Source organism: Neoasaia chiangmaiensis (assembly GCF_002005465.1).
Classification (GTDB): domain Bacteria; phylum Pseudomonadota; class Alphaproteobacteria; order Acetobacterales; family Acetobacteraceae; genus Neoasaia; species Neoasaia chiangmaiensis.
In genome coordinates this window covers 2,124,547-2,148,149 of the sequence record NZ_CP014691.1, presented here as the reverse complement: position 1 = coordinate 2,148,149, position 23,603 = coordinate 2,124,547, and the positions used below count along the sequence as shown (strand labels likewise).

Below are 23,603 nucleotides of genomic sequence, written 5' to 3'. Positions count from 1 at the left end.
CCTGTAATGTCGATATTTCCAGGTCTTTGTTAGCGATCTGTTCTTTTAACACAGCGATCTCTTTCCGTGTGCGAGATAACTGCGACCGGATAGAAAAAAAGCCCAGAATTTGGGCTTGCGCTATACTTCGAATCGTCATCGCCTCACGCTCCTGGACAGAGCATCGATAGATCGGTCGGTCGAGGATCGCGGAAGAGAATGAGATTGCTGCCCCATACCGGCATCCGGGAGAAATCCGAGGGTCGGCGCGCCAGAATAGCCATGTTCCCACACATACCAGGCGTACGGGATCGCGCCTCCATCCGCCTTCACATCTGAACCGCCGGGCGGCATCGACATCCGCCGGCTCGAAACCCAAACCCGGGCGAGCGGGGTCGCCTGGAACCATCCTCGCCGCTTCACACTCTCAAGAAATCCTAGCCGTAGTAGCATGCACACACGGTCGCTCGAGTACTTTAGCGCGCAATCGATCACCTCTTGCGCCAGATGATACGGCGGATTGCTGACAACACTGTCCGGCTGATAGCACTCAAGTGTGGTGGAAAACGTTCCGATCACAGCGCGGTCCCACCGCATCCGTAAATCGCCACCTTTCGCGAGGTAACCGGCAAGCTCCAGCCGCTTGACGACATTACCCGCGCCGCAGCAGGGATCAACGACAAGCCCCGAGAATGGCCTTTCGACCTCGATCAATGCATCGACCGCCCAAGGTGGCTCGACGTACCAACCATCTTCGTGACGCGCGTAGCCCGAGGCTCTCATGAATATTGTGCCCCTAGCAGACGTCGCGTATCTGGAGCGGACATCCTACAGCCACCCCAGAATGATCATGAGGAAAAGCAGACCCAAAGCGTAACCGCCCAAATCCTTGGCGAACGGCTGTTGCCCGTTCAGCGCAAGGACGGTCACGCATGCCAGAACTGCAATGACAATGGCGGTGATCGCGACGTACCTCATGCTGCCACGTCCCGCGGGCGATACGCATTCCGGTAAGCATCGCGCGTCATCTCACAAGCTGGGAGGCCCAACTCGCGCGCGCGATCTGGCCACGCACGGGTGAATTTCCCGTAGTCACGGTCGCTCTGCAGCATCCGGCTCATTTCACGCGTCGCCTTCTCGTAAGCGGCGTCACCTTCAATTTCCCACTCCGCACGATCATGCCGTGCTGTGTCGATAACCGCCCCGGCCGCCCGCGCATCAGCCCATGCATCTTCCGGCTTGCCACGGAAAACGCCCATTTTTTGCGGAACGTCGCCGTTCTTCGCCATGGCGGCGAGATGATCGGCAATGGCCTGGACGATCACATCCGCCGGGATGCCCTCCCGAAGCCATTTGCCACCCATTGATTTGGCAAACCCGAGCTGGTTCTCCGGCAGCTTCGATACGTTCATGATCCGCGCGGCCAGCTGACTCACGGCTTCGGGCGAAACTGGTGCCGTAACCGGGCCAGTTTCGGTTTCCGGAGTTTTCGTAGAATCAGAATTAGAAGGGATATTCTTTTCTTCTGATTCTAGATCTACGGGAAACCCGGAAACCTTTTCAGAAACCGAAACCCCGGAAACCAAAACCGTTTCTGAAAAAGGTTTTTGGTTTTTGGTTTCCGCATTTTCCGGAACTGGCCCACCATCGATCTTCGAAAGAAGCCGCATTTCATGCTGGCGACGTTTCTCTTCGAATGCCGCTGCGCGACGAGCATGCGCCTGCTCGGCCGTCTCACCTTTGCGAGGGCGACCACCAAACCTTCCATTGGCTGGCGCCGTCAGCGCACGGACGTCTGCATCGGACGGAAATTCGCCTGCTTCCTGCCGCGTCACAAATTCAGCGGCACGCGCCTCACGTTCAGCACGGATCCGTGCCCTCTCCTCTCGGCGCAATGCACGATCGACCAGGTGCGGGCTATAAAGCGCCCCGTCATCGTCGCGGCCGAGAAAGCCCGTACGGACAAGTTCAGGGACCGTCCGCGCCAGCACGTCTTCCGTCTCGCACGCCAGCATCGCAATCTGCCCGTCGCTAAGGGGCTGGGCCCCCGCACGGAAGACGGCATCACGGGCACTCTTCAGAGCATCCAGGACGCTATGAAAGACACCGCGCTGCTCAGCCGGCATCGCGCGCAAGAACGCCATGGGTGTGATACTTGATCGATCAAAGCTCGCTGGGAGCGACGTCATCTGTCGTTGCTCCCTTCCAACCGGTCGAGGTTTTCAACCACAACTTTGCAAATGGCCGAAAACCCGCCGTGCGACGATGTCCGCATCGCTTCGATCTCGTCCAGCCGACCCGCGAGCGCCTGCTCCAGCCGGGCAATCTCAGCGTCCTTCGCATCAATCGAGTCATTCGCCCGACGCAGCGCCAGTGCGTAGCTGCCAATCCGCAGCACCACACCATCATGAACGCTGATGACGACCCACCCGAGCGTCCAGATACGCGGCGGACCCTTGTCATAACCGAATCCAAGCCAGCGGCCGATCTCGGCAGTTATTCCTCTGGGCATCGGCCCTCCCGCACTTTCTGGAAAATGGCTTCGGCGAGCTCGTCGCACTCGCTCATCAGGCGCATCAGTTCGTCACCGCGTGGCACGCAGGAACCCGCCATCCAGTTTCGCGCTGTCCGCGGGCTGACATCAGCCGCCCGCGCGATCAGCTTGGCACCATGACGCTCAGAGCCGAATCGGCGACGCAGGACGCGCGACACAATTTCAGCGCAGCCGTCAAGGCGCGAAAGTGGAAAGAAGTTGCCGCTATTCACGCGAGACTCCCGCATCCGAATCCTCCATCATCCCATGATCGAAGCGGGGTGATGGCGATTGGAAATGAGCCTCACGACGACGGGCCGGAGCTTCCAACTCCGGCCCGGAACACGTCCGGACACGCATGGTGCCCAGTCGCGCAAAACGTAGATCGTCCCGCATCTGACGCGCAGTCACAGCAGGACCTGTAAAGGCCAGGAGACGATGCTCGGCACAATAGGACGCACCGCCAGCCACGGGCGCACAGCAGAACCGGAAACCCGGTTTGCGTGGATCACCAAAGGGCCATCGGCACGTCATGGTCAGCCGACGAACTTTTTTTCGAGAGATGCGACAGCGCGTTCCGCCACATCAATCAACTTTTCAAACTCTGCAATCTTATTGCGAAGCCTGCGCAGCTCGTCGTCTGATGCGCCTGCGGGGCAAGCAAGCGCATACACATCCTGCATCGTCGATAGGTCTTTCCGCATTTCCGGAATTGAGTGTTTCAGGACACTGAGGCGCTGCTCACGCCCTGACGAACAACTCGGAACAAAAACTTTCGGCTCTTCATCCGCGCAGCATTTTTGGCCTTGGGTAGAAGGCTCATCCTTCTTCAGCCAAAGCAGGATCTTTTCCGCAGCGTCGACAATCTCCTCAACTCCAGAGAGGCACGGCACACGTGTTGCGAGTTCCAAAGCGCTCAAACGTAGTTCCAGTGTCATAACCGCCTATCCATTTTCACCGCATGATCGCGGATCAGTTCCGTCACGGACCGGCAACATGGAGACGGTCAGACGCACGCCTCCCGTGCTTGCATCCGGACAAATTTTCACAAGGAGCTGTGTTGTCGCCGGCATCGCGACGCCCGGGACCGATGCCATGACGAAAGCTTCCGGCCCGATGGCCAGGGCGGATTGCAGGCAACCTGTTGCAGCATCCAAAAGGCGATGGTCGCTCATCGCGAACCGCCTTCCACGGCCGGTCGGTTGCCCAACCGGCCGCGACGGATCACCATGCGGTCACCACAACCAAGCATGGATGATACAGAACTATGAAAATCGAAATCGGAGAGCCAAGTCTGCCGCCCGTCACGGTATCGGACATCAAGACCGATCTTGTGCTGCACTACGGGGGAAAGAAGGGCGAAACGAAGCGTGTCATCACGCTGAACGAACTGAAAGGTGTTCAACTGCCCGACGGCACGATTCGCATCGACACGATCAAGGCATACTGCCACGAGCGGAAGATGGCGCGCAGCTTCGCGATCGACAGCGTTCAGTCGTTGCACGTTCCTGGCACTGGCGAAGTCATCGGCGACTTGTTGGAATGGCTGAAGACGAAGGGATAACATCAAGCGGCCTCTCCCGATTTTGCAAAAAAATCGGGGCGAAGCCGCAGTCTCGAGACGCCGGTCACACGCTCAATATCAATGGCGCGCTCTAATGGGCACACATCCCACTGATGAACGGCGCCGCGCGTTATGCCTAGTCGCCGCGCAAGCTCAGCTTTCGACCCGCAAATGCGGATCGCATCATCAAGCCCCGAGCGAAGATCAGACGAGTCAGCCATACCGTCGGTATAGCGTTACTATACCACAAAGCAAGCGGTTTCCTTCACCGCATCAAATGCAGCGTGGCGATACCATCATGACCATGCAAGTCGAGATACTTTCCCTGTCAGATTATCAGGTCACCTGTGGACACCGCCTTCGCCGAGCGATCGAACTGCTCGGCATGGCGTTCACTGAAGCAGCAGCCATTATGGGCGTCAGCAAGGGCGTCCTGAACCACTGGATGTCAGGCAATCATCCAATTCAACCTTACGCATTATATCGCCTATCACGCGCAAGAAACGTTACTTTTGACTATGTGTTTCTTGGTGATTGGTCTGGGCTTCCGCACCATTTGGCATCGCAGCTTGAGGCCGAAATTCTATCGGGACAGAAGCATTCTTCGGAATCGGCTCACTCGGATGCCTAAACAGACGAACGCTTTCTAACCACATAGACAGAGCCTTTCTTCACTCTCATTTGCGAACAAAGCATGAACTAACGCGAGCCGTCAAACACATTTCGTTTTATTCTGATGACCTGTATCACGCTGAGCGCTATCGCACCTGTATAGCAAGGCTGCACTTTTCTCTTGACGGTATAGCTAAGCTATACGATGTTGTTTCCATCGCCACCCCGCGATGGAGACAACAATGTCCATACGCCTTTCGGTCGAGGCCTTCGGCGCGCAGATATGCAGCCGCCCTTCGCTTGATCGCCAGATAACCTCGCGCTGCATCCAGCAGTTCAGCGAGCTCCACCGTCACCAAGGTGACACCCGTTCCATCATCCGCACAGCCAGCCGTGCCCGCGTCGCAGCCTCCAAGGCCCTGCGCGACGCCATGTTCAAGGTCTGCTCCGGCAATGCCGTCGAGCACGAAGCCAACGTCCTGAACGCCACGGCGCAGCACACAGCCGCTCTCATCGTTGAAAGCTGGATCCTTCGCCAATGCGCGTCGGGAGTGTCCAGTCATGCATCGACCGTGCTGGCCGCCCAGATTTTCCCTCCGCGCGGCACCGCTCGGGAGGCCAAGTAATGCCTTCCGGTGCAGCGCCCCAATCCGTCTTCCGCACACCGCCGCAGATTGTCGCGAAGGCTGAAAGCCTCATCGCCCAGTCGATCCTGCTGCCGTGGAACGCCCTCATGTTCGCGGATTGGCTGGACGAACTGGCCGATATGGCCGTCTGCGCGGGCTTTTCTCAAGCCGATGTCGCGGAGACCCGTGCCCTCGCTGACCGTGTCCGGTCCCGCGCGCCATGCCGGCAGATCGCCTCACCCATTCTCGTCGTCGACAACGTCGCGCAGCGCAGCGCGTCCGGAGATGCCCTGTCATGACCTATGGAATTCACCCGCGCCTGGCTGGACTGACCGACCAGGCATTCCGTGAGATGATCTCTAACCGCACGCCAGAACAGCAGGCGCAACTTCTTGACCTGCAAATGCGCGCCCGCTTCTGCCGACAACGAGCCGAGGAGGCCCTGCAGAAGCCGAATGTCGGCTCCTACAATGCCTATCGCAACTCCGCCCTGCAGCTGGAGGACGAGCTCGTCGATATGCTCGACCGCACCCGTCCAAAAGTGCCTCTGCGCCTGATTCCGCCGACACCATCTGTGGCAGCGCAGATCGAGACGATTGATGTGCCGCCTGCATCGCCGCTTGAGCTCTGGATCCAGCGCCAGGTCCTTGCACTGCGCCATCTCGCGTTCGCCGCCCGGCCGGGAGAGCAGAAGTGATGGAAGGCTTCTGGGACTCGGGAGAATGCTTCTGGGTCATCATATCCGCGATCGTGATTTTCACGATCGGTCTTTTGGCTGGCATGCGCATCTCGGACGCGACGTGGAAAGCGGCAATCGGGGCGGTAACGCCCAGCGGACCCTCTGTGTTGGCCGCGGGCAACACCGGTCTGGGCGGAAGACCACGCCGATGAAGAAGCGCCGTATGTTCGCCGTCTACAGACAGACAGGCCAGCTGGTCGAACGCTCCGACGACTATCGAGGCGCGGAGAAGATTGCCCGCCAGCATGCCGTGCGCAGCAAGGAATGCGTGGTCATCTGCCATCGTTCTTCGCGCCTGGCTGACGTCGCCCCCGGGCCCAACGGCCGCGTCCACATCGACCTCACCGAAAAGGGGAGCGTCTACGCATGACCGACAAACCGATACTCTTCAGCGGTCCGATGATCCGCGCGCTTTTGGAAGGTCGGAAGACGCAGACACGTCGGGTGATGAAGGTTCAGCCCGCCGCGTATGCTGGCGGTGTCCACCCAGACAATGTTCAGAGGCATCCACACCCCTATATTGATTCATACTGCGGTGCGCGCTGCACGCCTCAGAATCCTCGTGGCATGACGCGAGATTGGTGCTGGTGGTCGCAAGATGACCGATGCGGCCCAAGCGTTGGCAGAGCGCCATGCGTTCCTGGCGATCGTCTCTGGGTCCGAGAGACGTGGTATCCCGGATTTGACTATGACGACAATGACATGCCCGTCGGAGATAGAAAAATCTTCTATCGCGCGACGGACAACGTAGGCCGCTGGTTCGACCCCGATCGTGAGGAAACGCGCGACAGTCCGCCATGGAAGCCGTCGATCTTAATGCCCCGCGCCGCCAGCCGGTTGACGCTCACCGTCAGCTACATTCGCGCGCAGCGGTTGCAGGACATCAGCGAGGAAGATGCACAGAGCGAGGGATGCATCCGTTTACGATCCGGTCGAGCCGTCGAGGTGCAAGGCGCGCAATATGCGGGGAACTATTGGGGATCGCCCAATAGTTGGTTTCGAACCATATGGGCCGAAATCCACGGGCCAGATGCATGGACCGAAAACCCGTGGGTCTGGGCGCTGACGTTCACGGTCGAGCAGCGAAATATTGACGCCGCGCGGCAGGAGAATGCAGCATGAAGCACGTCTCCACACAATGGGCGCTCGACGCCGAAATCACCGTGGTCCTGTTCGCAGGGCTCGGTGGTGCATGCGAAGGCCTGGAAGACGCTGGCTGCCCGGTTCATGTCGCGTGCAACCACGACCCAGTGGCGATCGCGGCGCATGCTGCAAACCACCCGCACACACGCCACGTCACAGGCGACATCTTCGACGTCGATCCTCTGGAAGCGACAGGCGGGCGGGCCGTCAACGTCCTTTGGGCCAGCCCGGATTGCCGCGATCACTCTGTCGCGAAAGGTGGTGCGCCGCGCAGTGCGCGCGTGCGCTCTCTGCCGTGGCAGGTATGCCGCTGGGTCGGAAAGGTGCGTCCACGTATCGTCATGATGGAGAACGTGCGCGAGATCCGTGGCTGGGGGCCGCTGATCGCCAAGCGCGACCGCACGACCGGACGTGTCGTCAAGCTCGACGGCACTGTTGCGGCGCGTGGCGAGCGGGTGCCGCGCCATCTCCAGCAGTTGGTCCGCGACAAACGCCGGACGGGCAAGAGCTTTCGGGCATTTGTCCGCCATCTTCGCCAGCTGGGCGGTGAATATGAAGATCGCGACCTGTGCTGCGCGGATTTCGGTGTTCCGACGACGCGGCGCCGATGGTTTGCCGTTGTCCGTTACGACGCCCTGCCGATCGCCTGGCCGCAACGCACGCACGCGCCCCGCGATCGCGCCAAAAGCGAGCGTCTGCGACCATGGGTCGGCGCTCACACGATCATCGACTGGTCGATCCCGATGCGCAGCATTTTCAACCGGCCGCGTCCGCTTCGCCCGAATACCGAGCGGCGGATCGCGCATGGATTGCGGCGCTACATTCTCGAAAACCCGCGTCCGTTCATCATGCCGATTACACACACGGGGGCACCTCGGGCTTATGATACGACAGAGCCGTTGCCGACGATCACGGGCGCGCACCGTGGCGAACTGTCGGTCGTCTCCGCGTGGATGGCGCAGCACAACTTCACGGTCGACCAAGGCGTCGTCGGCACGGATCTCAATGACCCTCTCTCGACGCTGACATCGCGTGGCACGCAGCAGCAGCTGACGGCCGCAACGCTCGCTCACCTGCGCGGCACCAGCCAGTCGGCCGATATCGAGGATCCTCTTCCGACCGTTACGTCAGGCGGCCGCCATATCGCATGCGTTGGCGCTTTCCTGACCAAATACTATGGCCAGGGATCACAGCACCAGGATGCGCGCGAGCCATTGCACGCGCTGACGACTCTGGCCCGCTTCGGCGTCGTCGGTGTGGAAATCGGGAGCGCAAGCTATGCGATTACCGACATCACCATGCGGATGCTGGACGTGCGCGAAGCTGCGGCAGCCCATGAGTTGCGCCTGCCGACGTGGGTCAACATCGGCGGCGAGATTAGACCCCTGACGAAAACGGAAGGCATGCGCCTGGTCGGCAATTCCGTGCCGAAACGCATGCCGTCATGGCTGGCGGGAGACGTGCCATGAACGACCAGCAACGAGACGAGGCCCCGACTGAGCAGCTGAGCGCTCAACCGTCGGTTGGTTCATATGAATGGCATATTCAGGACGTTGGGCTCCCGGATGGGCCGCCATGTGCACGGTTCGAGCGGATGTTCGATGAGGATTGGGAACCAAGCCACATAGCGTCCGTGCTGACCTATCTCGGCATCGAAAGCCGTTCTCTATCCGAAGAGTGGGACTGGGAGCGTGGAGAGTCGTTGTCGCGTGAGGACGTGGCCAAGGTGGAACTACCGGCTTGGGTCGCTGATGGCGGCTGGACGCTCGCGAGCGCCTTCGACACGGAAGACGCCGAAATGATTCTCCACTTCGTGCGCCCATTAACGGCCCCGCAAGCGCCCGCTTTAGACGAAGCGACCATTCGCGCGGATGAACGGCGGAAGGCGCTGGAAGATGCGGCGCGGGTTTGTGATCGACTTGATGACGGCAAGTGGAGCGCGGGTTTCGTGATTGTCACGTCGAAGTGCGCCGCCGCCATCCGCCAGATGAAGGGATCGGGAGTATGATCGCTTTCCCGGTCAAGCAGGCGCAGGCGTTCGCCATGATTGACGCTATCCATCGGCACCATAAGCGCCCGGTCGGGTGGCTATTTGGCATCGGCGCTCGCGATGCGGAAGGTAAAGTAGTTGGCGTTTGCGTTGTCGGTCGCCCCTCGGCTCGACGGGACGATGACGGCTTAACGGTTGAGGTTACGCGCCTATGCACGGATGGGACGCGCAATGCGTGTTCGTTCCTTTACGGCGCATCTTGGCGAGCAGCGCGCTCTATTGGTTACGTGCGAGCCTGCACCTTCATCTTCCCGGAAGAGGGAGGCGCTTCTCTTCGTGCGTCTGGATGGAGTCTTTTAGGAACCACACCGGGCCGAAGTTGGTCGGTTCCTTCGCGCATACGAGAAGATAAACACCCACTCGGAATAAAAGAGAAATGGGGCATTGGGGACTGGCCGGCGCTAGTAACGGTGACCTACCCATGACCAACAACCAAACGCCGACCCGGACGCGGGAAGGACTTCTGCCGTGTCCGTTTTGTGGCGGTGAAGCCGAGCGTGTTGATATCGCCGAGGGCGAGAACGCAGGAGGCTCGTGCATTTGCTGCACGAGGTGCCTAGCCAGCGGAAACGTTGAGTTTGGCTTCAAGGAGAACTTTGTCAGCAACTGGAATGCCCGCGCCCGATCCGAAGCGGAAGCCGCGCGGGGTGTGGAGGCTTTTGCGTGGACGACAGCAAGAACCATTGAATGGTTTCGCTCACACCCTGACCGACCAAATGTATTCGGTGAAATGCGAAAAAAGGAACGCGCGCCCTTCTCTGTCCCCCTCTACACGCGCCCTGCACCGCCCGACGACAGCGCGGAGAAGATCGCGCGGCTGGTGAAGGCGTTGCGTGCGGCTGACCAGTTCATAACGAACGGTATCGAGTTCGGCTTTATTCGAATGCCTGACCCTGAGACAAACGACTCTGCGTCACGGACGCCGGACCTTATTCGCGCCGCCCTCGCATCCGCATCGACGCAGGGAGATGGTGAATGATCCCGCTACGCATCGAAGGTGCTGACAGAATTATGCGTGGAAATGCCCCGGACGTTCGCGACCTTCATATCAAGCGCATCGACGGCTGTTTCGTCAGTCGTTGGGAGCCAACGCCTGCAGAACTCGAAATGCTTAATCGCGGAGGAAGTGTTGAGGTTTGGATAATGGGAGCGGCTCATCCGCCGATCATGATCCAAACGTCCGCCCTCGCATCCGCACCGACGCAGGGAGGGGAAGGATGATCTTGGATCGCTTTCGCCGCGCTCCTGATTTCGTCATCGGAGACGACCAGGACAGGCCTTATCTTCGGAGATGGTGGCTGATCCCTCGCAACCGATGGTTCAACATCTATCTGCATCACTTCTGCCGGTCCGATGATGACCGGGCTTTGCATGATCATCCGTGGTGGTGGTGCAGCCTGATCATCTCCGGTCCAGGATACCTTGAGCATACACCCGCAGGTGTATTCTGGCGCAAACCGTGGCGACTGCGTTTTGGTCGTGCCGCTGCGCTACACCGCGTAGAATTGCTTGAGAGTGGCGTGCGCAACGACAGGGGAGCCTTCGATATCCCGGTCTGGACGATCTTCGTCACCGGGCCACGCATCCGTGAGTGGGGTTTCGCCTGCCCTAACGGGTGGCGGCATTGGAAAGAGTTCTGCGGCGTATCCCCTGACGGCCAGAATAACGGAAAGACCAGTAAAGGATGCGCGCCATGACTGACCGCGAGTGCAGGCCACCGGAGGACGTCGCGCATGAGTGAAAGAGCAAAGCGGGAAGCAAACCTACCGTTTTGGCCCAGATATCTGAGCAAAAGCCTTGCGGCGCTCTACGTCGGCGTCGGCGAAGGCACGTTTGATCTCGAAGTCAGCCAAGGGTGGTGGCCACCCCCGCGCCTACGCGGCGGAAAGGGCGGACGATTGACCTGGGACCGGAGTCTGCTCGATGCCTATGCGGACCGTGATTCTGCTCTCGGGGTGGGGACGCCGGCTGCAACCGGCGCCCCCGTTTCTGCGGAATCCGGCAAACCCTCTCTAGCGGAGAAAATGAATGCCACCCTCTCGCAGAACCGGCCTCAACGTGGTGCGGAAACGTCGCAGCGACGGAACCACCATTGAATATTTCTATGACCGGAAAACGAAGCGCTTCCTTGGGCACGACCGCGCAATCGCGCTCGAAAGCCTTGCGCAACTGTCCATTTCGCCTTTGCAGGCTGCCGGCGTTCAAACCGGCAGCATCGCCGCGCTGATCGTCGACTATCTTAAATCCGAATCTTATCGGTCGCTGCGAAAGACGACGCAGATCCTTTACCGCGGCTATCTCGATCGGATGCGGGAAGACTGGGGAGATATTCCAGCACGCGCCATCACTCGGCAGGACGTGTTGGCGATTCGCGAACGCCTGAGCGTTACGCCGCGAAAAGCGAACCAGGTGCTCTCTCTGCTGCAAATCCTGCTTGGCCGCGCGAAGGACAGTGGCCTCGTGTCCGACAATGTTGCCGAAAGATTTGGGCGCTTGCACATCGCAAGTCGCACTGAGATATGGAGCTATCGCATGGAGGACGCGTTTCTGGAGCGCGCGCGCCCTACCCTTCAGCTCGCCTACCTGCTTCTGCTCTACACGGTCCAAAGACCAAGTGACGTCCTTGCGATGGACGCCGCACGGATCTCGCAACGTGACGGTCGCATGTTCATCGCATTGCGCCAGGCGAAAACCGGCGCGCTGCTGGATGTCCCTGTGCACACGAGGCTTGTGCCGCATATTCAAAGACGGCTCGCTGAGCTTACGCGCGAGGACCTTGAACAGGCCGGTGTCATCACAGCTCGAATAGGACCAGCTCCGCTGCAACTGCTGGTCCCGAGCCCGACAGGGAAGGTCTGGGCGAATCGCAACTTTGCCCGGGCGTGGGATCAGGTCATGGGCCGCCTCGGCCTGGCGCACGCACGCGAACTGTTCAAATGCGGGAAAAGCAAGGAAGAGGTCCGACAGGAACTCAGCGCACAGCATCGGCAGCGGCGTGACCTTCGGCGCACAGGTATTGTTCGCCTTGCCGAGGCAGGAGCGACGACTCCGCAAATCGCCGCGATCTCCGGGCATGGCATCGATTACTGTCAGCGCATCATTGACACTTATCTGCCCAGACGCACCGAAGTGGCGGTAGCCGGCATGGAAGCATGGGAGAAACATCAGGAGAGGACGACGAGCAAAGTTGTCTCAATCGCCGCCACACGTGGCCGACTGATGTGAACGGTTTGGCAACCTACCAACAGTGCACTGCAAACCATCTGCAAACCCTGCCAACTTTTTGACGCAGGAAATAACGGAAATCTGGCGCGCCCTGCTGGATTCGAACCAGCGACCCACAGCTTAGAAGGCTGTTGCTCTATCCAACTGAGCTAAGGGCGCTTACCCAGCCGCGGATAAGCGGGAGAAGTGGTCGGGGCGCCCGGACTCGAACCGGGGGCCTCTTGTACCCAAAACAAGCGCGCTACCAGGCTGCGCCACGCCCCGAACGCGCGGAACCTATCTCATCGGACTCCGAAGCGAAATGGCTCCCGCGCGAATTTTTTCAATTTTTCCGCCCTGGGGATCAGTTGCCCTGACGCGCCAGCGGCGGCACGAACAGCGGCGCCGTATCCCACGGGAACAACACCCATGTATCCTGCGACACTTCCATCACATACTGATCGGTATGCGGCCGGCCGGAGGGCTTGGCATACAGGCAGGCGAAATGCGCTTTCGGCAGCACATCGCGCACCACCTTCGCCGTCTCGCCGGAATCGACGAGATCGTCGATGATCAGGAAGCCCTCGCCGTCCCCGGCCGCCGTGGCGGGCTTGACGACGACCGGCACGCTCTGGTCCTCGTTGCTCTCGCCGGAATAGCTGACGACCGAGATGGACTCGACCAGACGGCAATCCAGTTCGCGCGCGATGATCGCGGCCGGAATCAGGCCGCCGCGCGTGACGGCGACGATTCCCTTGAACGGACCGCGCGGCATCAGGGCGGATGCGAGCGTGCGCGCATCGCGATGCAACTGGTCCCATGTCACCGTGGCGTAATTCGTGGCCATCAGAACAACTTTCCTCCATCCGCCACGCGCTGGTCGGGGCGTATCAATACGATCTCGCCGACATAATCGGTCATGCCAAGCGTCAGCACCTCGTCGAACGCGGCACCGTGCGGACGCGGATTAACCACAGCACAGACCTGGCTGCCAACCAGTCCTTGCAGATCATATCGTGACGAAAGACGCAGACTGGAGCGACGCTGGCCGAATTCAGGGCCGAAATTGATCCACAGACGAACCGCTCCCGCCTCCTGTTCCGCCTGAACGACCGTGCCCACGCGAATATCCAGCGCGCCCGGCCGCGCTTCCCATGCCGCGAGCGAGTCGATCCGATCCTGTATTGAGACATTCATTCCCGAATGCTGCCTGCGCGCGTGTCATTTTGCAATCGCATGCCATTCCGCCGCACGCGGCGTGCCCCTATAGTCCGCGCCACCATGGCCAAACTCGACACGTCCGACTTTATTCCCTCGCCCGATTCCCTGCATGGCCTACGCGGTCTCCGCCCCGTTCTGGTGGGGCGCGCGCTTTCCGCTCTCTCGGCACAGGTGCTGGCCGTCGCGGTCGGGTGGCAGATCTATGCGCTGACCCATAGCGTGGCGGCGCTCGGTTTTGTCGGGCTTGTTCAGTTCCTGCCCATGCTGGGGCTCGTCTTCATCGCCGGGCATGTCGCGGATCGGCACGACCGTCGCCGGATCGTGCAGATCTGTCAGACGATCGAGGTGCTCGGCGCCATCCTGATGGCCGTCGCCGCGCTGACCGGCCATCTTGCGCCATGGGCGATCTACGTTCTGGTCGCGGCCTTCGGCGCGCTGCGGTCGTTCGAAGCTCCCGCGCAACAGACCTTCCTGCCAGCCATTGCCACGCCGGCGCAGTTTCCGCGCGCCGCGGCGCTGTCCTCCTCCCTGTTTCAGACGGCCTCCATCATCGGCCCCTCGCTGGGCGGCCTGCTTTACGGGCTGGGTGCGGGTCTGTGCTACCTGATCTGCGCCATCGGTTTCGCCGCCTCGCTGGTTGCGACGACGATGCTGCGCCTGCCCCCCTATGCCGGCAACCGCTCGCCGATGAGCCTCGAGTCGGTGTTCGGCGGCATCGCGTTCCTGCGTCGGCGGCAGGATCTCCTCGGCGCCATCTCGCTCGATCTCTTCGCCGTGCTGCTCGGCGGCGCCACGGCGATGCTGCCGGTCTATGCCAGCGATGTGCTGCATCTCGGCCCGATCGGCCTCGGCATGCTGCGTTCCGCCCCTGCCCTGGGCGCGCTGGCCGCATCGCTGATCCTGGCGCGCTATCCGTTACAGGGTCGCTGCGGGCCGATCATGTTCCTTGCGGTGATTATCTTCGGCATCGCCACAATCGTTTTCGGTCTGTCGCACGACCTCACGCTGTCGGTCATCGCGCTGGCCGTTCTCGGTGCGGCGGACGTCATCAGCGTGGTGGTGCGCGGGGCGCTCGCGCAACTGGCGACGCCGGACGGCATGCGTGGCCGCGTTTCCGCCGTGAACATGCTGTTCATCGGCTCCAGCAACCAACTGGGCGAATTCGAAAGCGGCATGCTGGCCAGCGCGATCGGACCGGAAAGCGCCGTCGTGCTCGGCGGTATCGGTACGATCGTGGTCGCCGGATTATGGATACGGCTGTTCCCACGTCTCTGGACGCTGGATCGCCTCGATCACATCAAGCCGGAAGAATGAAATTTTTGAAGGAGAAAGCGCTTGGCTCCCGAAGTAGGACTCGAACCTACGACCCAGCGATTAACAGTCGCTTGCTCTACCAACTGAGCTATTCGGGACCGGCGAGGCAGGTTCTAGCGAAGCGGATTGCAGGGGTAAACCCCCTTTTCGAAATTTTGGAGAATTCTTCTTCATGCCTCTGACGACACGCCGCAAATTCTGGATCGGCGGCGCTGCGATCGCCGCGGCAGCCGCTCTGGAAACGCAGCATCTGCTGCACCGCCCCCGTCACCATCTGGAGACCGACGGCAAGACGCGCAGCCTGCGCATCGCCTGGCCCGATTCGGACACCGATCCGTTGCTGATGCTGGCGCAGGATGGCGAATTCGGCCAGTTCGGGCTGGATGTCACCATCATCAATGCGGCCAATGGCGATGCCGCGATCGACGCCGTCACGCAAGGCCGGGCGGATGCCGCCGTGGCACCGCTGCTGGCCTGGATTCCCCGCCTGCGCGACGCGCCATCCGGCCAGCTTCCCGCGCGTCTTCTCTGCGGCCTGCGCGGCGGAAGCTACCGCCTGCTCGTCAATCGCCATCTGCCGATCCATCGTGTCAGCGATCTCGCGGGCCGCAACATCGGGGTCTATCGCCTCGATGGCGCGGACCGGCGGTTTCTCGGCATCCGTCTGCGTCGCCGGAGCATGAATCCCGATCAGGGCGTGAACTGGGTCCAGATTCCCCCGAACGAGCTCGACGACGCGTTCCTCGCCGGTCGTGTGGATGCACTGGTCGTTCACGATCCGCTCGGCTGGCGGATCATGCGGGAAACGAAGGGTCAGAGCTGGGACATGCTCGACAGCATGACCGGAGCCGAACGCGAGCGGGTCGACCAGTGTCTCGGCATTGCCTCGACACGGCTGGAAGCCGACCCCGGACTGGCGCCCGCGTTGATCCTGGCGTTGCGCGCGGCAGCCCATAACTGGCCGCAGCAGAAGAACGAAATCGCCCGCCAACTGGCGGAGATGCCCGACCCGATCCCCGATCCGCGCGCCATGCTGGACCGGGAGATCGCCCCGCATATCGTGCTGGGACATGATCTGATGGTGCAGGTGGCGGAATATACGGACGAACTCAAATTGATCGGCCAGATACCGAACGAACGCCGCTCGATGGCACTGGCCCATGAACTGTGCGTTCCGCCCCCCGAGCCGACGCCTGACGCGGGGTGAGGTCAGCCGCGCTCGATGGCCTCGCGCGCGGCGGTCGCCAGCTTGTCCACGCGCTCGTTCTCGACATGCCCGGAATGGCCACGCACCCAATGCCAGGACACATCGTGCCGCTTCTCGGCGTCGAGGATACGCCGCCAGATCTCCATGTTCGCCACAGGATCGCCGGCGGCATTACGCCAGTTCCGTCGCACCCAGCCGGTGTGCCAGCGCGTCACGCCATTGCGGAGATATTCGCTGTCGGTATGCAGATCGACCCGGCAGGGCCGCTTCAGTGCTTCCAGCGCCTCGGCCGCCGCCGTCAGTTCCATCCGGTTGTTCGTCGTCGCCCTGTCGCCGCCGGATATTTCCCGCTCATGCCCGTTCGAACGCATCAGCACCGCCCAACCGCCCGGCCCCGGATTGGGCTTGCAGCCGCCATCCGTCCAGATTTCGACATGCGGTTTTTCGTCACTCATGAAAAAATCCTGCGCCAGGTGCCTGCCACGCCTGCAGGCGCGACCAGTAGGCGAGCGGATCCTTGCGCGTCACCAAAGCATCCCTGGGCGTGTTGACCCAGTCGTAAAGCCGCGTCAGCAGGAATCGTAACGCCGCGCCCTGGCAGAGACGCGTCATATGAAACCGCTCGACCGGCTCCAGCGCGCGAACGGATTCGTATCCCGCCAACAACGCCCGGGCCAGATTCATGTCCAGCCGCGCCTCGTCGGGGAAACACCATGCGTTGATGCAGATCGCCAGATCGTAGGCCAGATGATCGGTGCAGGCGAAATAGAAATCGATGATGCCCGAGAGCGCGCCGTCCCGGAAAAAGACATTGTCCGGAAACAGATCCGCATGGATCTGCCCGCGCGGCAATGAATCCGCAGCCGGCCACTCACGCGTCACCTCGGCAATGGCCGTTGAGACACGCGATGTCAGCTCCGGCTGCAGATCGTCTCCCGATCCGTGACACGAATCGAGAAGCGGCTGCCAGGCTTCCGGCCCGAGGGCATTGCGCCGCTCCACCACGTAGTCGCGACCCCATGCATGAAATTGCGCCAGTGCCACGCCAAGCGCATGACAGGCCGATGCATCGATCACCGGCGTGGGGCGACCGGGCAGGAACGTCGTGACGGCGGCAGGCCGCTCCGCCAAATGCCGTAGCGTTTCGCCGTCGCGCCCGGCCACGGGTGTCGGGCAGGCCAGACCACGAGCTGACAGATGGCGCATCAGGCCGAGAAACCACGGAAGTTCCTCAGCCTTCATCCGCCGCTCATAAAGCGTCAGGATGAAGCTTCCGGTATCGGTGGTCAGGAGAAAGTTGGAGTTCTCGATGCCTTCGGCGATGCCCTGGCAATCCACGGCCTGACCGATATCGTAATCGGCCAGGAAGGATGCCAGTGCCGCCGATGAAACCGTCGTATAAACCGCCATGCAGGGTCAGGCGGCGCGCGGCAGCGGCATGGATCAGGCGCCGAGCGGGCTGGGCAGCCGGAAGATGACGCTCTCTTCCTTGACGATCCGTTCTTCGATTTTTAGCGTGTAGCGCTCGGAAAGCGCCTTCACCATTTCCTGCACCAGCGCTTCCGGCGCCGATGCGCCCGCCGTGATGCCGATGGTCTCGACACCGTCCAGCACGCTCCAGTCCAGCGCCGCGAGCTTCGGCACCAGCAGCGCGCGCTTCGCGCCGGAACGCTCGGCAACCTCACGCAGACGCTGCGAATTCGAGGAATTCGGCGATCCGATGACGATGACCAGGTCGCTCTCGGGCGCAATCGCCTTGACGGCTTCCTGCCGATTCGTGGTGGCGTAGCAGATATCCTCGCGCTTCGGCCCCTCGATATGCGGGAAACGGCTGCGCAGGATATCCACGATCTCGGCCGTATCATCGACCGATAGCGTGGTCTGGGTGATGAACGCCAGGCGCATCGGGTCTTCCGGCTGCACCGTGCGCGCTTCCTCGGCATCGTTGATGAGCGTGACGGCGCCCGGCGGCAGCTGACCCATCGTGCCGACGACCTCCGGGTGGCCGGCATGGCCGATCATCAGGATGTGCCGGGCATCCGGACCGCCTTCCGCGAAGTGACGCTCGGCCTCGCGATGCACCTTGGAAACGAGCGGGCACGTGGCGTCCAGATAAAGGAGATTGCGACGCTGCGCCTCGGCGGGAACCGATTTCGGCACGCCATGCGCGGAGAAGACGACATGGCCGTCCTCCGGCACTTCATCGAGTTCCTCGACGAAGATCGCGCCCTTCGCTTCCAGGTCTTCCACCACCGTGCGGTTATGGACGATTTCGTGACGGACATAGACCGGCGCGCCGAAACGGCGAATCGCTTCCTCGACGACGCGGATCGCGCGATCCACGCCTGCACAGAAGCCGCGCGGCCCGGCCAGCAATACGCGCAGCGTACGACCCTCGTCGGCAATCGGCGAATCGTGGCGGCTCTCGGGAGCGGTGGTCAGCGTGTCGGACATGGTGTTCCCCAATCAGACGGCAGGCAGTATAGCGGACAGACCGCAACCGGCGGCGCGCGAACGTCCTGCACAAAAGGGGCGTTACGCAAACCGCCGCCAGCATGCAAGCCCCGTTATGACCATTCATTATCGGATGGATCGGGCCATATCGCAACGTGCCGGCAGAAAACCGGCGTCACGGATTGGAAGGTTCGAGAGCACAAGCCCATGACAAGCGCCATTTCTTCCCGCGCCCACCCGGCGCGGTTCGCCGCTTTTGCCGCGGCAGCCCTTGGCTTCCTGCCGCTCGCCGCCTGCGATCAGGACGAGCAGAGCGCCTTCGCCCCGGCCTGCCCCCATGTCGAGATTCTGGGCGAGGCCGCCGACAGCTACGATTATAACGGGCGCGGACTGGATGTCGGCAGCCTGGTCAGCCATGCCAGCATGACCGGCCTGACCGGTGCCTGCGAGGCTGGCCCGACGGACAACCACAAGAAGATCGTCCGCACGCGGTTGAGCGTCGCGATGAACGTGGCGCGCGGGCCGGCGGCCAAGGGCGACACGGTGACGCTGCCGTATTTCGTGGCGGTGCTGCATGACGGCCACATCGTCGACAAGAAGGTCTTCGAGACGCCGATCCAGTTCGAACCGAACGTCAGCACGACGACGGTCCGCACGCCCGTGCGCATTATCGACGTTCCGGCGTCCGACAACATTCAGGAGACGAATTACGCCATGGAGATCGGCTTTCAGCTGACCCATGCGCAACTCGATTACAACCGCACGCATCTGACACCGGCCGCATTCTCCGCACATTCGGAGCAGTAACAAAAAAGCACATAATAATTTCGACAAATTTGAAAAATACGATGTAGCGGAGATAATGTTCCGTTTCTATGATGACATGGAATTTTGGAGCCCATGTCCATCATGCCTGCGCATTCTGCCTTGTTCGCCGCCACGTCGCTTGCCCTCGGCACGGCGACAGCCGGCGCGCAGACCTCCCTGCCGCCGGTTGTCAGCACGGAATCGTTGACCGTTCAGGCACCCCCGCGGCCGGAAATCCAGAATTTCCCCCATGCCGGTGTGGTGGGCCAGCCACGACGCGTGACCGCCAAGCAGAACCGCCCGCCGCATGGCACCCAGGGCGACTGGGGCGTTTTCACGCGCGGCAATGGTGAATCCGCCGGTTTCGGCCCGGTTGGCCGATATGGCGTCGCGCCCTGGGCGGAAGACTGGCGCTATCTGCGCGACAGATCGTTGCGCAACGATCCGTTCGACCCGCTTAAATTCATCGCCCTGAACGACAGCAAAACGATCTGGCTCACGTTTTCAGGCGAGACGCGACTGCGCAACTGGTTTGAGGAGCACCCGAGCCTCGGCACGCAGGGCAGTCCCGGTTCCGGCCGTTTCGGCGTTCGCAACCTCTATGGTGCGGATCTGCATCTGGGGTCGCATCTGCGCTTTTTCGGACAACTGGTCAACGCGGATGCCGGCGGCTGGGCCGGTTATGGCTACGGTACCACCTATCGCAAGCGCCTCGATCTGCAACAGGGCTTCGTCGAAGGAACAGCCACGCTGCTGGGCGCGAAATCCGGGCTGATGTTCGGCCGGCAGCAGTTCCTCGATGCGCCTTCCTACATCCTCTATAATCGCGAGACGCCCAACGTGCCATTGGCCTGGAACGGCATCCGCGGTTACGCGATCTGGCCACGCGTTCGCGTGGACCTCTACGATTTCGTCGGCACCAACATCAACCAGAACAAGATGTTTCACGACAACGAGGATTGGGGCACACGCCTGCACGGGCTCGATGTCACGCTGGCCCCGCCGGATATTCGGCTCGGCCATGAAAAACTGGCCACCTATCTCGATCTTTTCGCGATCGGCTTCCACCTCGAAGGAAGTCTGGCCGCGGTCGCCGCTGGCAAATCCACGCTGAATGGCAGTACGGCACGCCAGGATGGCGGTTTTCGCTGGTACGGCAGTTCGCCGTCCTTCGAGTTCTCGATCGGCGGACTGTATCAGAGCGGCACATTCGAGAACAGCAAATCAGGGGCCACACGTTCTGTGGACGCCTACGCGGTCAATTCCATCGTCGGGTATCGCAATCCGAAATCGCGCTGGCACCCCTTCCTCGGCGTCCAGACCGATCTTTATTCCGGTGGCGATACGCGCTCCGCCAACGGAACGGTCGGCACCTATATCGCGCCGTTCAACCCACAGACCAACTATCTCGACACCACGACCTATATCGCGCCCAGCAACCTCATTAGCCTCTCCCCCGTCCTGCGCACCACGCCGCTGGACTGGCTGAGCCTTCAGTTCAAGGCACCCTTCATGTGGCGCGACAGCACGAATGACGATGTCTACAGCTCGTCCAAAGTCTATTCCTTCCGCAATATCGGCGGCGGGCTGATCGGCATCATCCCGCAGGCCTCGCTCACGCTCCAGCTCAACCGGCATCTGACCTGGACGCAATATGGCGCACGCTTCATCGCCTCCGACTCCATGAAGGCGGCGGGCGCGAAAAGCGGCAGTTATTATCAGTCCAATTTCGTGTTCCGCTTCTAGTCGGACACGCGCATCCCGGGCGCTCCGAACCAACGATGCAACGCATCGACCAGACCGCCCGTACCGTCATCCGATGCTGCCCAGGCTACGCAGCCGTCAGGCCGGATCAACATCGACGGACCGGCCTGATCCGGGAGGCGAATCACCCTCCGCTCCCAAGGGGCAGCCAGCCGGGATGCCATGCCCTCACGCGATGCATCCAGAAGAACGGCGCGGCCTTCCCGCATGATGTCGTAAAGCGTGCCGCCAGGGCCAGCCTCACGCACTGGCCTGTCGCCGATCAGTCTTCCAACCTCGCCTTGCGCTGTATTCAGGTCGTACCGCGTTGCCAGACCGTTCATCATCTCACCCATCAGACTGCCGATGTCGTCAATCTGCATAAGCTTGGCCATGATATCACGCATGGCGCCCGATTGCGGATCGGGACGCATGATCGCAACCTGGGCCAGTGTGTTGGCCAGGACGGCCTCGGCAACCGGTCGGCGCTCGGCCGTATAGGTATCGAGCAGGCTCTCCGGCCGATCACCGCGCACGACCGCAGCAAGCTTCCAGCCGAGATTGGCCGCATCCACGAGGCCGAGACTCAATCCCTGCCCGCCAAATGGCGCATGCACATGCGCCGCATCGCCCGCCAGCAACACACGACCCTTGCGATATGTCTCGGCAAGACGCGTGTTGTCCGCCCACCGATTTCCGACCTCCATCGCACGAACGCGAATGTCTGTTCCGCTGATCCGCCGCAGCACCGCCTCGATCTCTTCACGCGTCACCGGCGCCTGACGGTCCTGGGGTGGGCCGCTGAAATCCAGCATGAACAGCCGACGCGGGAATGGACCATGGGCGAACACGCCCTCCGATGTTCGGTGCCAGCCGCTCGGCAATGCCGACGGTGTGTCGAGATCGACGATGGCCTGATACATCGTCAATGTCGGGGGCGTGCCGGGAAAACCAAAACCCGCCAGCTTGCGTACGGTGCTGCGTCCGCCATCGCAGCCGACAAGATAGGCACAGCGGATCGCGCACGCGCCGGCTGACGATGTCCATGTCACTGCCACGCTATCCGCACGATCCTCGTAGCCAGTCACCGCGCATCCACGTCGGACCTCAATGCCCAGTGCACGCGCCCGATCCGACAGGATGGCTTCCAGACCCTGCTGATCGACGGCACGCATCCGCCGCTGCGGCTCCCTTTGCACCTCTCGCCGGATAGGCAGGAACGCGAAGTGACCGCTGAATTTCGCCATCCGCGATTCGCCTCTGTCCTGCCGCAGGAAGCGGTTGATCGCGCTGGCATTGCGCTCCTCCTCGGCATCTATGGCTGCTGCCATGCCACGCCGCTGCAAAGCCTCGACGGCCAGAGGCCCGATCCCTAGGGCCTTGATATTCCGGCTCGGCGTCACCAGCCGCTCCAGCACAAGAACGCTTGCGCCGCCCAGGGTCAGTTCGATCGCCGTCAGCAGCCCGACCGGCCCGGCACCCACGACCACAATATCGACCGCCATCATAGACTTCGTCCTATTATATACTCAGTATGTTCTTTCCTGTGCTAGAATGTTTTTCATGTCAACGATTCCCGATCGCCACACGCGCAGGCGCCTGGCCACGCGACAGGCTATATCCGATGCCGCCACGCGGCTCTTTCTCGAGAATGGCTTCGATCATGTCACGGTAGACGAGATCGCAGAGGCAGCCGACGTCGGCCGCATGACGGTGTTCAACCACTTTCCGCGCAAGGAAGACATGTTCTTCGACCGCGATGAGGAAGGACGCGCGATGCTGCGCGCCGCCTTGCGGGAGTCCGTGGACGGCACATCGCCGATCGAGACGCTGAGACGGTTCGCCCACGAACTGGTCGAGGGTCCCCAACCCTATCTTCGTTTTTTTGCCGGAAGCCGAAAATTCGTGGAGACGGTGGAAGCGAGCGAAACGCTCATGGCGCGGGCGCGGGCAATCCGCGATGAATTCGCACAAGTGGTGGCTGCGTCGCTCGCCGAATGCAGCCAACGCGAACCGACCGACGCAGACACATTGTTGGCCGCGAATCTACTGCTGTCGACCTGGAGCGTGGCGTTCGTTCAAGCCCATCGGATATTCCGGCAGCGAGAAGATGCCTCGGCAGCGAAAGCCGTGTTCCTCGACCTGATCGACAAGGGAACCCGCGGCATTATGGCCGCCATGATCAACACACCCTATGCCTGAAACGGCGTAAAAGCCGTTTGGCCATCAGGTCTGTTGAAGACTGATTCTTATTGATTTTCTGGAGCGGGCGATGGGATTCGAACCCACGACCCCAACCTTGGCAACCCGAAAAGGCAAACTACGCCAGGGCATCTTTTTCTATCCGAAAGCCCTATAAGCCAGCCCCCTGTAACGCCACAACTGTCCGGATCAACGCAACGGAGCA

The 23,603-nt window shown here is 61.4% G+C and carries 33 protein-coding genes and 3 tRNA genes; 19 read left to right on the top strand and 17 right to left on the bottom strand.

The genetic code is table 11. The features are described from left to right. Positions 1-135 precede the first annotated feature (135 nt). From A0U93_RS10360 to A0U93_RS10335, 7 genes are read right to left on the bottom strand one after another with little or no spacing between them, the layout of a single operon-like run. A complete protein-coding gene (locus A0U93_RS10360) occupies positions 136-762 on the bottom strand; it encodes a TRM11 family methyltransferase (protein WP_174807236.1) in 627 nt (208 codons plus the stop codon). Positions 763-807: 45 nt separating this feature from the next. Continuing rightward, positions 808-957: a hypothetical protein gene (locus A0U93_RS16465; RefSeq protein WP_169852747.1), complete on the bottom strand. Its 150-nt coding sequence runs from the start codon at positions 955-957 to the stop codon at positions 808-810. Then, a complete protein-coding gene (locus A0U93_RS10355) occupies positions 954-2,123 on the bottom strand; it encodes a hypothetical protein (protein ID WP_245824813.1) in 1,170 nt (389 codons plus the stop codon). The genes A0U93_RS16465 and A0U93_RS10355 overlap by 4 nt, the downstream gene beginning before the upstream one ends. A gap of 41 nt (positions 2,124-2,164) precedes the next feature. Then, a complete protein-coding gene (locus A0U93_RS10350; RefSeq protein WP_077807270.1) occupies positions 2,165-2,491 on the bottom strand; it encodes a hypothetical protein in 327 nt (108 codons plus the stop codon). Beyond that, the gene (locus A0U93_RS10345) at positions 2,476-2,760 is read right to left on the bottom strand and encodes a hypothetical protein (RefSeq protein ID WP_245824811.1); all 285 of its coding nucleotides are present in this window, start codon (positions 2,758-2,760) and stop codon (positions 2,476-2,478) included. The genes A0U93_RS10350 and A0U93_RS10345 overlap by 16 nt, the downstream gene beginning before the upstream one ends. After that, complete coding sequence (locus tag A0U93_RS10340) at positions 2,738-3,046, bottom strand: GcrA family cell cycle regulator (RefSeq protein WP_077807268.1); 309 nt, start codon at positions 3,044-3,046, stop codon at positions 2,738-2,740. The genes A0U93_RS10345 and A0U93_RS10340 overlap by 23 nt, the downstream gene beginning before the upstream one ends. Positions 3,047-3,048: 2 nt before the next feature. Further along, positions 3,049-3,450: a hypothetical protein gene (locus A0U93_RS10335; RefSeq protein ID WP_077807267.1), complete on the bottom strand. Its 402-nt coding sequence runs from the start codon at positions 3,448-3,450 to the stop codon at positions 3,049-3,051. 329 nt (positions 3,451-3,779) lie between these two features. Here A0U93_RS10335 and A0U93_RS10325 point away from each other — a divergent pair, with 329 nt between their 5' ends. After that, positions 3,780-4,076, top strand: a complete 297-nt coding sequence (locus tag A0U93_RS10325) for a hypothetical protein (RefSeq protein WP_077807265.1) — start codon at positions 3,780-3,782, stop codon at positions 4,074-4,076. A gap of 2 nt (positions 4,077-4,078) precedes the next feature. Here A0U93_RS10325 and A0U93_RS17135 read toward each other — a convergent pair whose 3' ends face one another. After that, positions 4,079-4,297 (bottom strand): transcriptional regulator, encoded by a 219-nt coding sequence (locus tag A0U93_RS17135; RefSeq protein WP_077807264.1) that lies wholly within the window; start codon positions 4,295-4,297, stop codon positions 4,079-4,081. Between the two features lie 77 nt (positions 4,298-4,374). Here A0U93_RS17135 and A0U93_RS10315 point away from each other — a divergent pair, with 77 nt between their 5' ends. The 13 genes from A0U93_RS10315 to A0U93_RS10260 all read left to right on the top strand — a co-directional run bounded on the left by A0U93_RS10315 (position 4,375) and on the right by A0U93_RS10260 (position 12,471). Next, entirely contained in the window at positions 4,375-4,707 is a 333-nt protein-coding gene (locus tag A0U93_RS10315) for a helix-turn-helix domain-containing protein (RefSeq protein ID WP_147150837.1), read from the top strand. 223 nt (positions 4,708-4,930) lie between these two features. Further along, complete coding sequence (locus A0U93_RS10310; RefSeq protein ID WP_077807262.1) at positions 4,931-5,314, top strand: hypothetical protein; 384 nt, start codon at positions 4,931-4,933, stop codon at positions 5,312-5,314. After that, positions 5,314-5,613 (top strand): hypothetical protein, encoded by a 300-nt coding sequence (locus A0U93_RS10305; protein ID WP_077807261.1) that lies wholly within the window; start codon positions 5,314-5,316, stop codon positions 5,611-5,613. Before A0U93_RS10310 ends, A0U93_RS10305 begins: the two co-directional genes overlap by 1 nt. Further along, positions 5,610-6,011: a hypothetical protein gene (locus A0U93_RS10300; RefSeq protein WP_077807260.1), complete on the top strand. Its 402-nt coding sequence runs from the start codon at positions 5,610-5,612 to the stop codon at positions 6,009-6,011. The genes A0U93_RS10305 and A0U93_RS10300 overlap by 4 nt, the downstream gene beginning before the upstream one ends. Positions 6,012-6,201: 190 nt before the next feature. Continuing rightward, the gene (locus A0U93_RS16210) at positions 6,202-6,423 is read left to right on the top strand and encodes a hypothetical protein (protein WP_149026876.1); all 222 of its coding nucleotides are present in this window, start codon (positions 6,202-6,204) and stop codon (positions 6,421-6,423) included. Further along, positions 6,420-7,175: a hypothetical protein gene (locus tag A0U93_RS16205; RefSeq protein ID WP_147150839.1), complete on the top strand. Its 756-nt coding sequence runs from the start codon at positions 6,420-6,422 to the stop codon at positions 7,173-7,175. The genes A0U93_RS16210 and A0U93_RS16205 overlap by 4 nt, the downstream gene beginning before the upstream one ends. Then, positions 7,172-8,665, top strand: coding sequence for a DNA cytosine methyltransferase (locus A0U93_RS10285; RefSeq protein WP_077807257.1), 1,494 nt, complete (start codon positions 7,172-7,174; stop codon positions 8,663-8,665). Before A0U93_RS16205 ends, A0U93_RS10285 begins: the two co-directional genes overlap by 4 nt. Continuing rightward, a complete protein-coding gene (locus A0U93_RS10280) occupies positions 8,662-9,204 on the top strand; it encodes a hypothetical protein (protein ID WP_147150841.1) in 543 nt (180 codons plus the stop codon). The genes A0U93_RS10285 and A0U93_RS10280 overlap by 4 nt, the downstream gene beginning before the upstream one ends. Beyond that, positions 9,201-9,671 (top strand): XF1762 family protein, encoded by a 471-nt coding sequence (locus A0U93_RS17030; RefSeq protein WP_077807255.1) that lies wholly within the window; start codon positions 9,201-9,203, stop codon positions 9,669-9,671. The genes A0U93_RS10280 and A0U93_RS17030 overlap by 4 nt, the downstream gene beginning before the upstream one ends. Then, complete coding sequence (locus A0U93_RS16630) at positions 9,668-10,225, top strand: Lar family restriction alleviation protein (protein ID WP_174807237.1); 558 nt, start codon at positions 9,668-9,670, stop codon at positions 10,223-10,225. Before A0U93_RS17030 ends, A0U93_RS16630 begins: the two co-directional genes overlap by 4 nt. Before the next feature lie 244 nt (positions 10,226-10,469). Then, positions 10,470-10,943: a hypothetical protein gene (locus tag A0U93_RS10265; RefSeq protein WP_211274004.1), complete on the top strand. Its 474-nt coding sequence runs from the start codon at positions 10,470-10,472 to the stop codon at positions 10,941-10,943. A gap of 36 nt (positions 10,944-10,979) precedes the next feature. Then, a complete protein-coding gene (locus A0U93_RS16460; RefSeq protein ID WP_169852745.1) occupies positions 10,980-11,342 on the top strand; it encodes a DNA-binding protein in 363 nt (120 codons plus the stop codon). Positions 11,343-11,430: 88 nt separating this feature from the next. Continuing rightward, entirely contained in the window at positions 11,431-12,471 is a 1,041-nt protein-coding gene (locus A0U93_RS10260; protein ID WP_169852744.1) for a site-specific integrase, read from the top strand. 82 nt (positions 12,472-12,553) lie between these two features. Here the strand turns inward: A0U93_RS10260 and A0U93_RS10255 are convergent. The 4 genes from A0U93_RS10255 to A0U93_RS10240 all read right to left on the bottom strand — a co-directional run bounded on the left by A0U93_RS10255 (position 12,554) and on the right by A0U93_RS10240 (position 13,647). Further along, positions 12,554-12,630, bottom strand: a tRNA-Arg gene (locus A0U93_RS10255). 28 nt (positions 12,631-12,658) lie between these two features. Next, a tRNA-Pro gene (locus A0U93_RS10250) sits at positions 12,659-12,735 on the bottom strand. A gap of 79 nt (positions 12,736-12,814) precedes the next feature. Continuing rightward, positions 12,815-13,297, bottom strand: coding sequence for a xanthine phosphoribosyltransferase (gene gpt, locus A0U93_RS10245; protein WP_077807252.1), 483 nt, complete (start codon positions 13,295-13,297; stop codon positions 12,815-12,817). Continuing rightward, positions 13,297-13,647, bottom strand: coding sequence for a tRNA-binding protein (locus tag A0U93_RS10240; protein ID WP_245824809.1), 351 nt, complete (start codon positions 13,645-13,647; stop codon positions 13,297-13,299). The genes gpt and A0U93_RS10240 overlap by 1 nt, the downstream gene beginning before the upstream one ends. Before the next feature lie 84 nt (positions 13,648-13,731). Between A0U93_RS10240 and A0U93_RS10235 the strand changes: the two genes are divergently transcribed. Beyond that, positions 13,732-14,985 (top strand): MFS transporter, encoded by a 1,254-nt coding sequence (locus A0U93_RS10235; protein ID WP_077808461.1) that lies wholly within the window; start codon positions 13,732-13,734, stop codon positions 14,983-14,985. A 22-nt stretch (positions 14,986-15,007) separates the two neighbouring features. On the opposite strand, the gene A0U93_RS10230 is transcribed toward A0U93_RS10235, so the two are convergent. Continuing rightward, positions 15,008-15,083: transfer RNA gene (locus A0U93_RS10230), tRNA-Asn, on the bottom strand. A 74-nt stretch (positions 15,084-15,157) separates the two neighbouring features. Here A0U93_RS10230 and A0U93_RS10225 point away from each other — a divergent pair. Continuing rightward, complete coding sequence (locus A0U93_RS10225) at positions 15,158-16,192, top strand: ABC transporter substrate-binding protein (RefSeq protein ID WP_077807251.1); 1,035 nt, start codon at positions 15,158-15,160, stop codon at positions 16,190-16,192. A 2-nt stretch (positions 16,193-16,194) separates the two neighbouring features. On the opposite strand, the gene rnhA is transcribed toward A0U93_RS10225, so the two are convergent. The 3 genes from rnhA to ispH are packed head-to-tail and all read right to left on the bottom strand — an operon-like array spanning position 16,195 to position 18,646. Then, on the bottom strand, positions 16,195-16,647 hold the full coding sequence (rnhA, locus tag A0U93_RS10220) for a ribonuclease HI (RefSeq protein ID WP_077807250.1): 453 nt from the start codon (positions 16,645-16,647) through the stop codon (positions 16,195-16,197). After that, a complete protein-coding gene (locus tag A0U93_RS10215) occupies positions 16,640-17,602 on the bottom strand; it encodes a homoserine kinase (protein WP_077807249.1) in 963 nt (320 codons plus the stop codon). Before A0U93_RS10215 ends, rnhA begins: the two co-directional genes overlap by 8 nt. 33 nt (positions 17,603-17,635) lie before the next feature. Further along, entirely contained in the window at positions 17,636-18,646 is a 1,011-nt protein-coding gene (gene ispH / locus A0U93_RS10210; RefSeq protein ID WP_077807248.1) for a 4-hydroxy-3-methylbut-2-enyl diphosphate reductase, read from the bottom strand. Positions 18,647-18,853: 207 nt separating this feature from the next. Here ispH and A0U93_RS10205 point away from each other — a divergent pair, with 207 nt between their 5' ends. After that, positions 18,854-19,453 (top strand): hypothetical protein, encoded by a 600-nt coding sequence (locus A0U93_RS10205; protein WP_077807247.1) that lies wholly within the window; start codon positions 18,854-18,856, stop codon positions 19,451-19,453. Positions 19,454-19,546: 93 nt separating this feature from the next. Next, entirely contained in the window at positions 19,547-21,199 is a 1,653-nt protein-coding gene (locus A0U93_RS10200; protein WP_077807246.1) for an alginate export family protein, read from the top strand. Here the strand turns inward: A0U93_RS10200 and A0U93_RS10195 are convergent. Then, on the bottom strand, positions 21,196-22,701 hold the full coding sequence (locus A0U93_RS10195) for an FAD-dependent monooxygenase (protein WP_077808460.1): 1,506 nt from the start codon (positions 22,699-22,701) through the stop codon (positions 21,196-21,198). The genes A0U93_RS10200 and A0U93_RS10195 overlap by 4 nt on opposite strands. A 58-nt stretch (positions 22,702-22,759) precedes the next feature. Here A0U93_RS10195 and A0U93_RS10190 point away from each other — a divergent pair, with 58 nt between their 5' ends. Further along, positions 22,760-23,398, top strand: coding sequence for a TetR/AcrR family transcriptional regulator (locus A0U93_RS10190; protein ID WP_077808459.1), 639 nt, complete (start codon positions 22,760-22,762; stop codon positions 23,396-23,398). Positions 23,399-23,603: the final 205 nt, after the last annotated feature.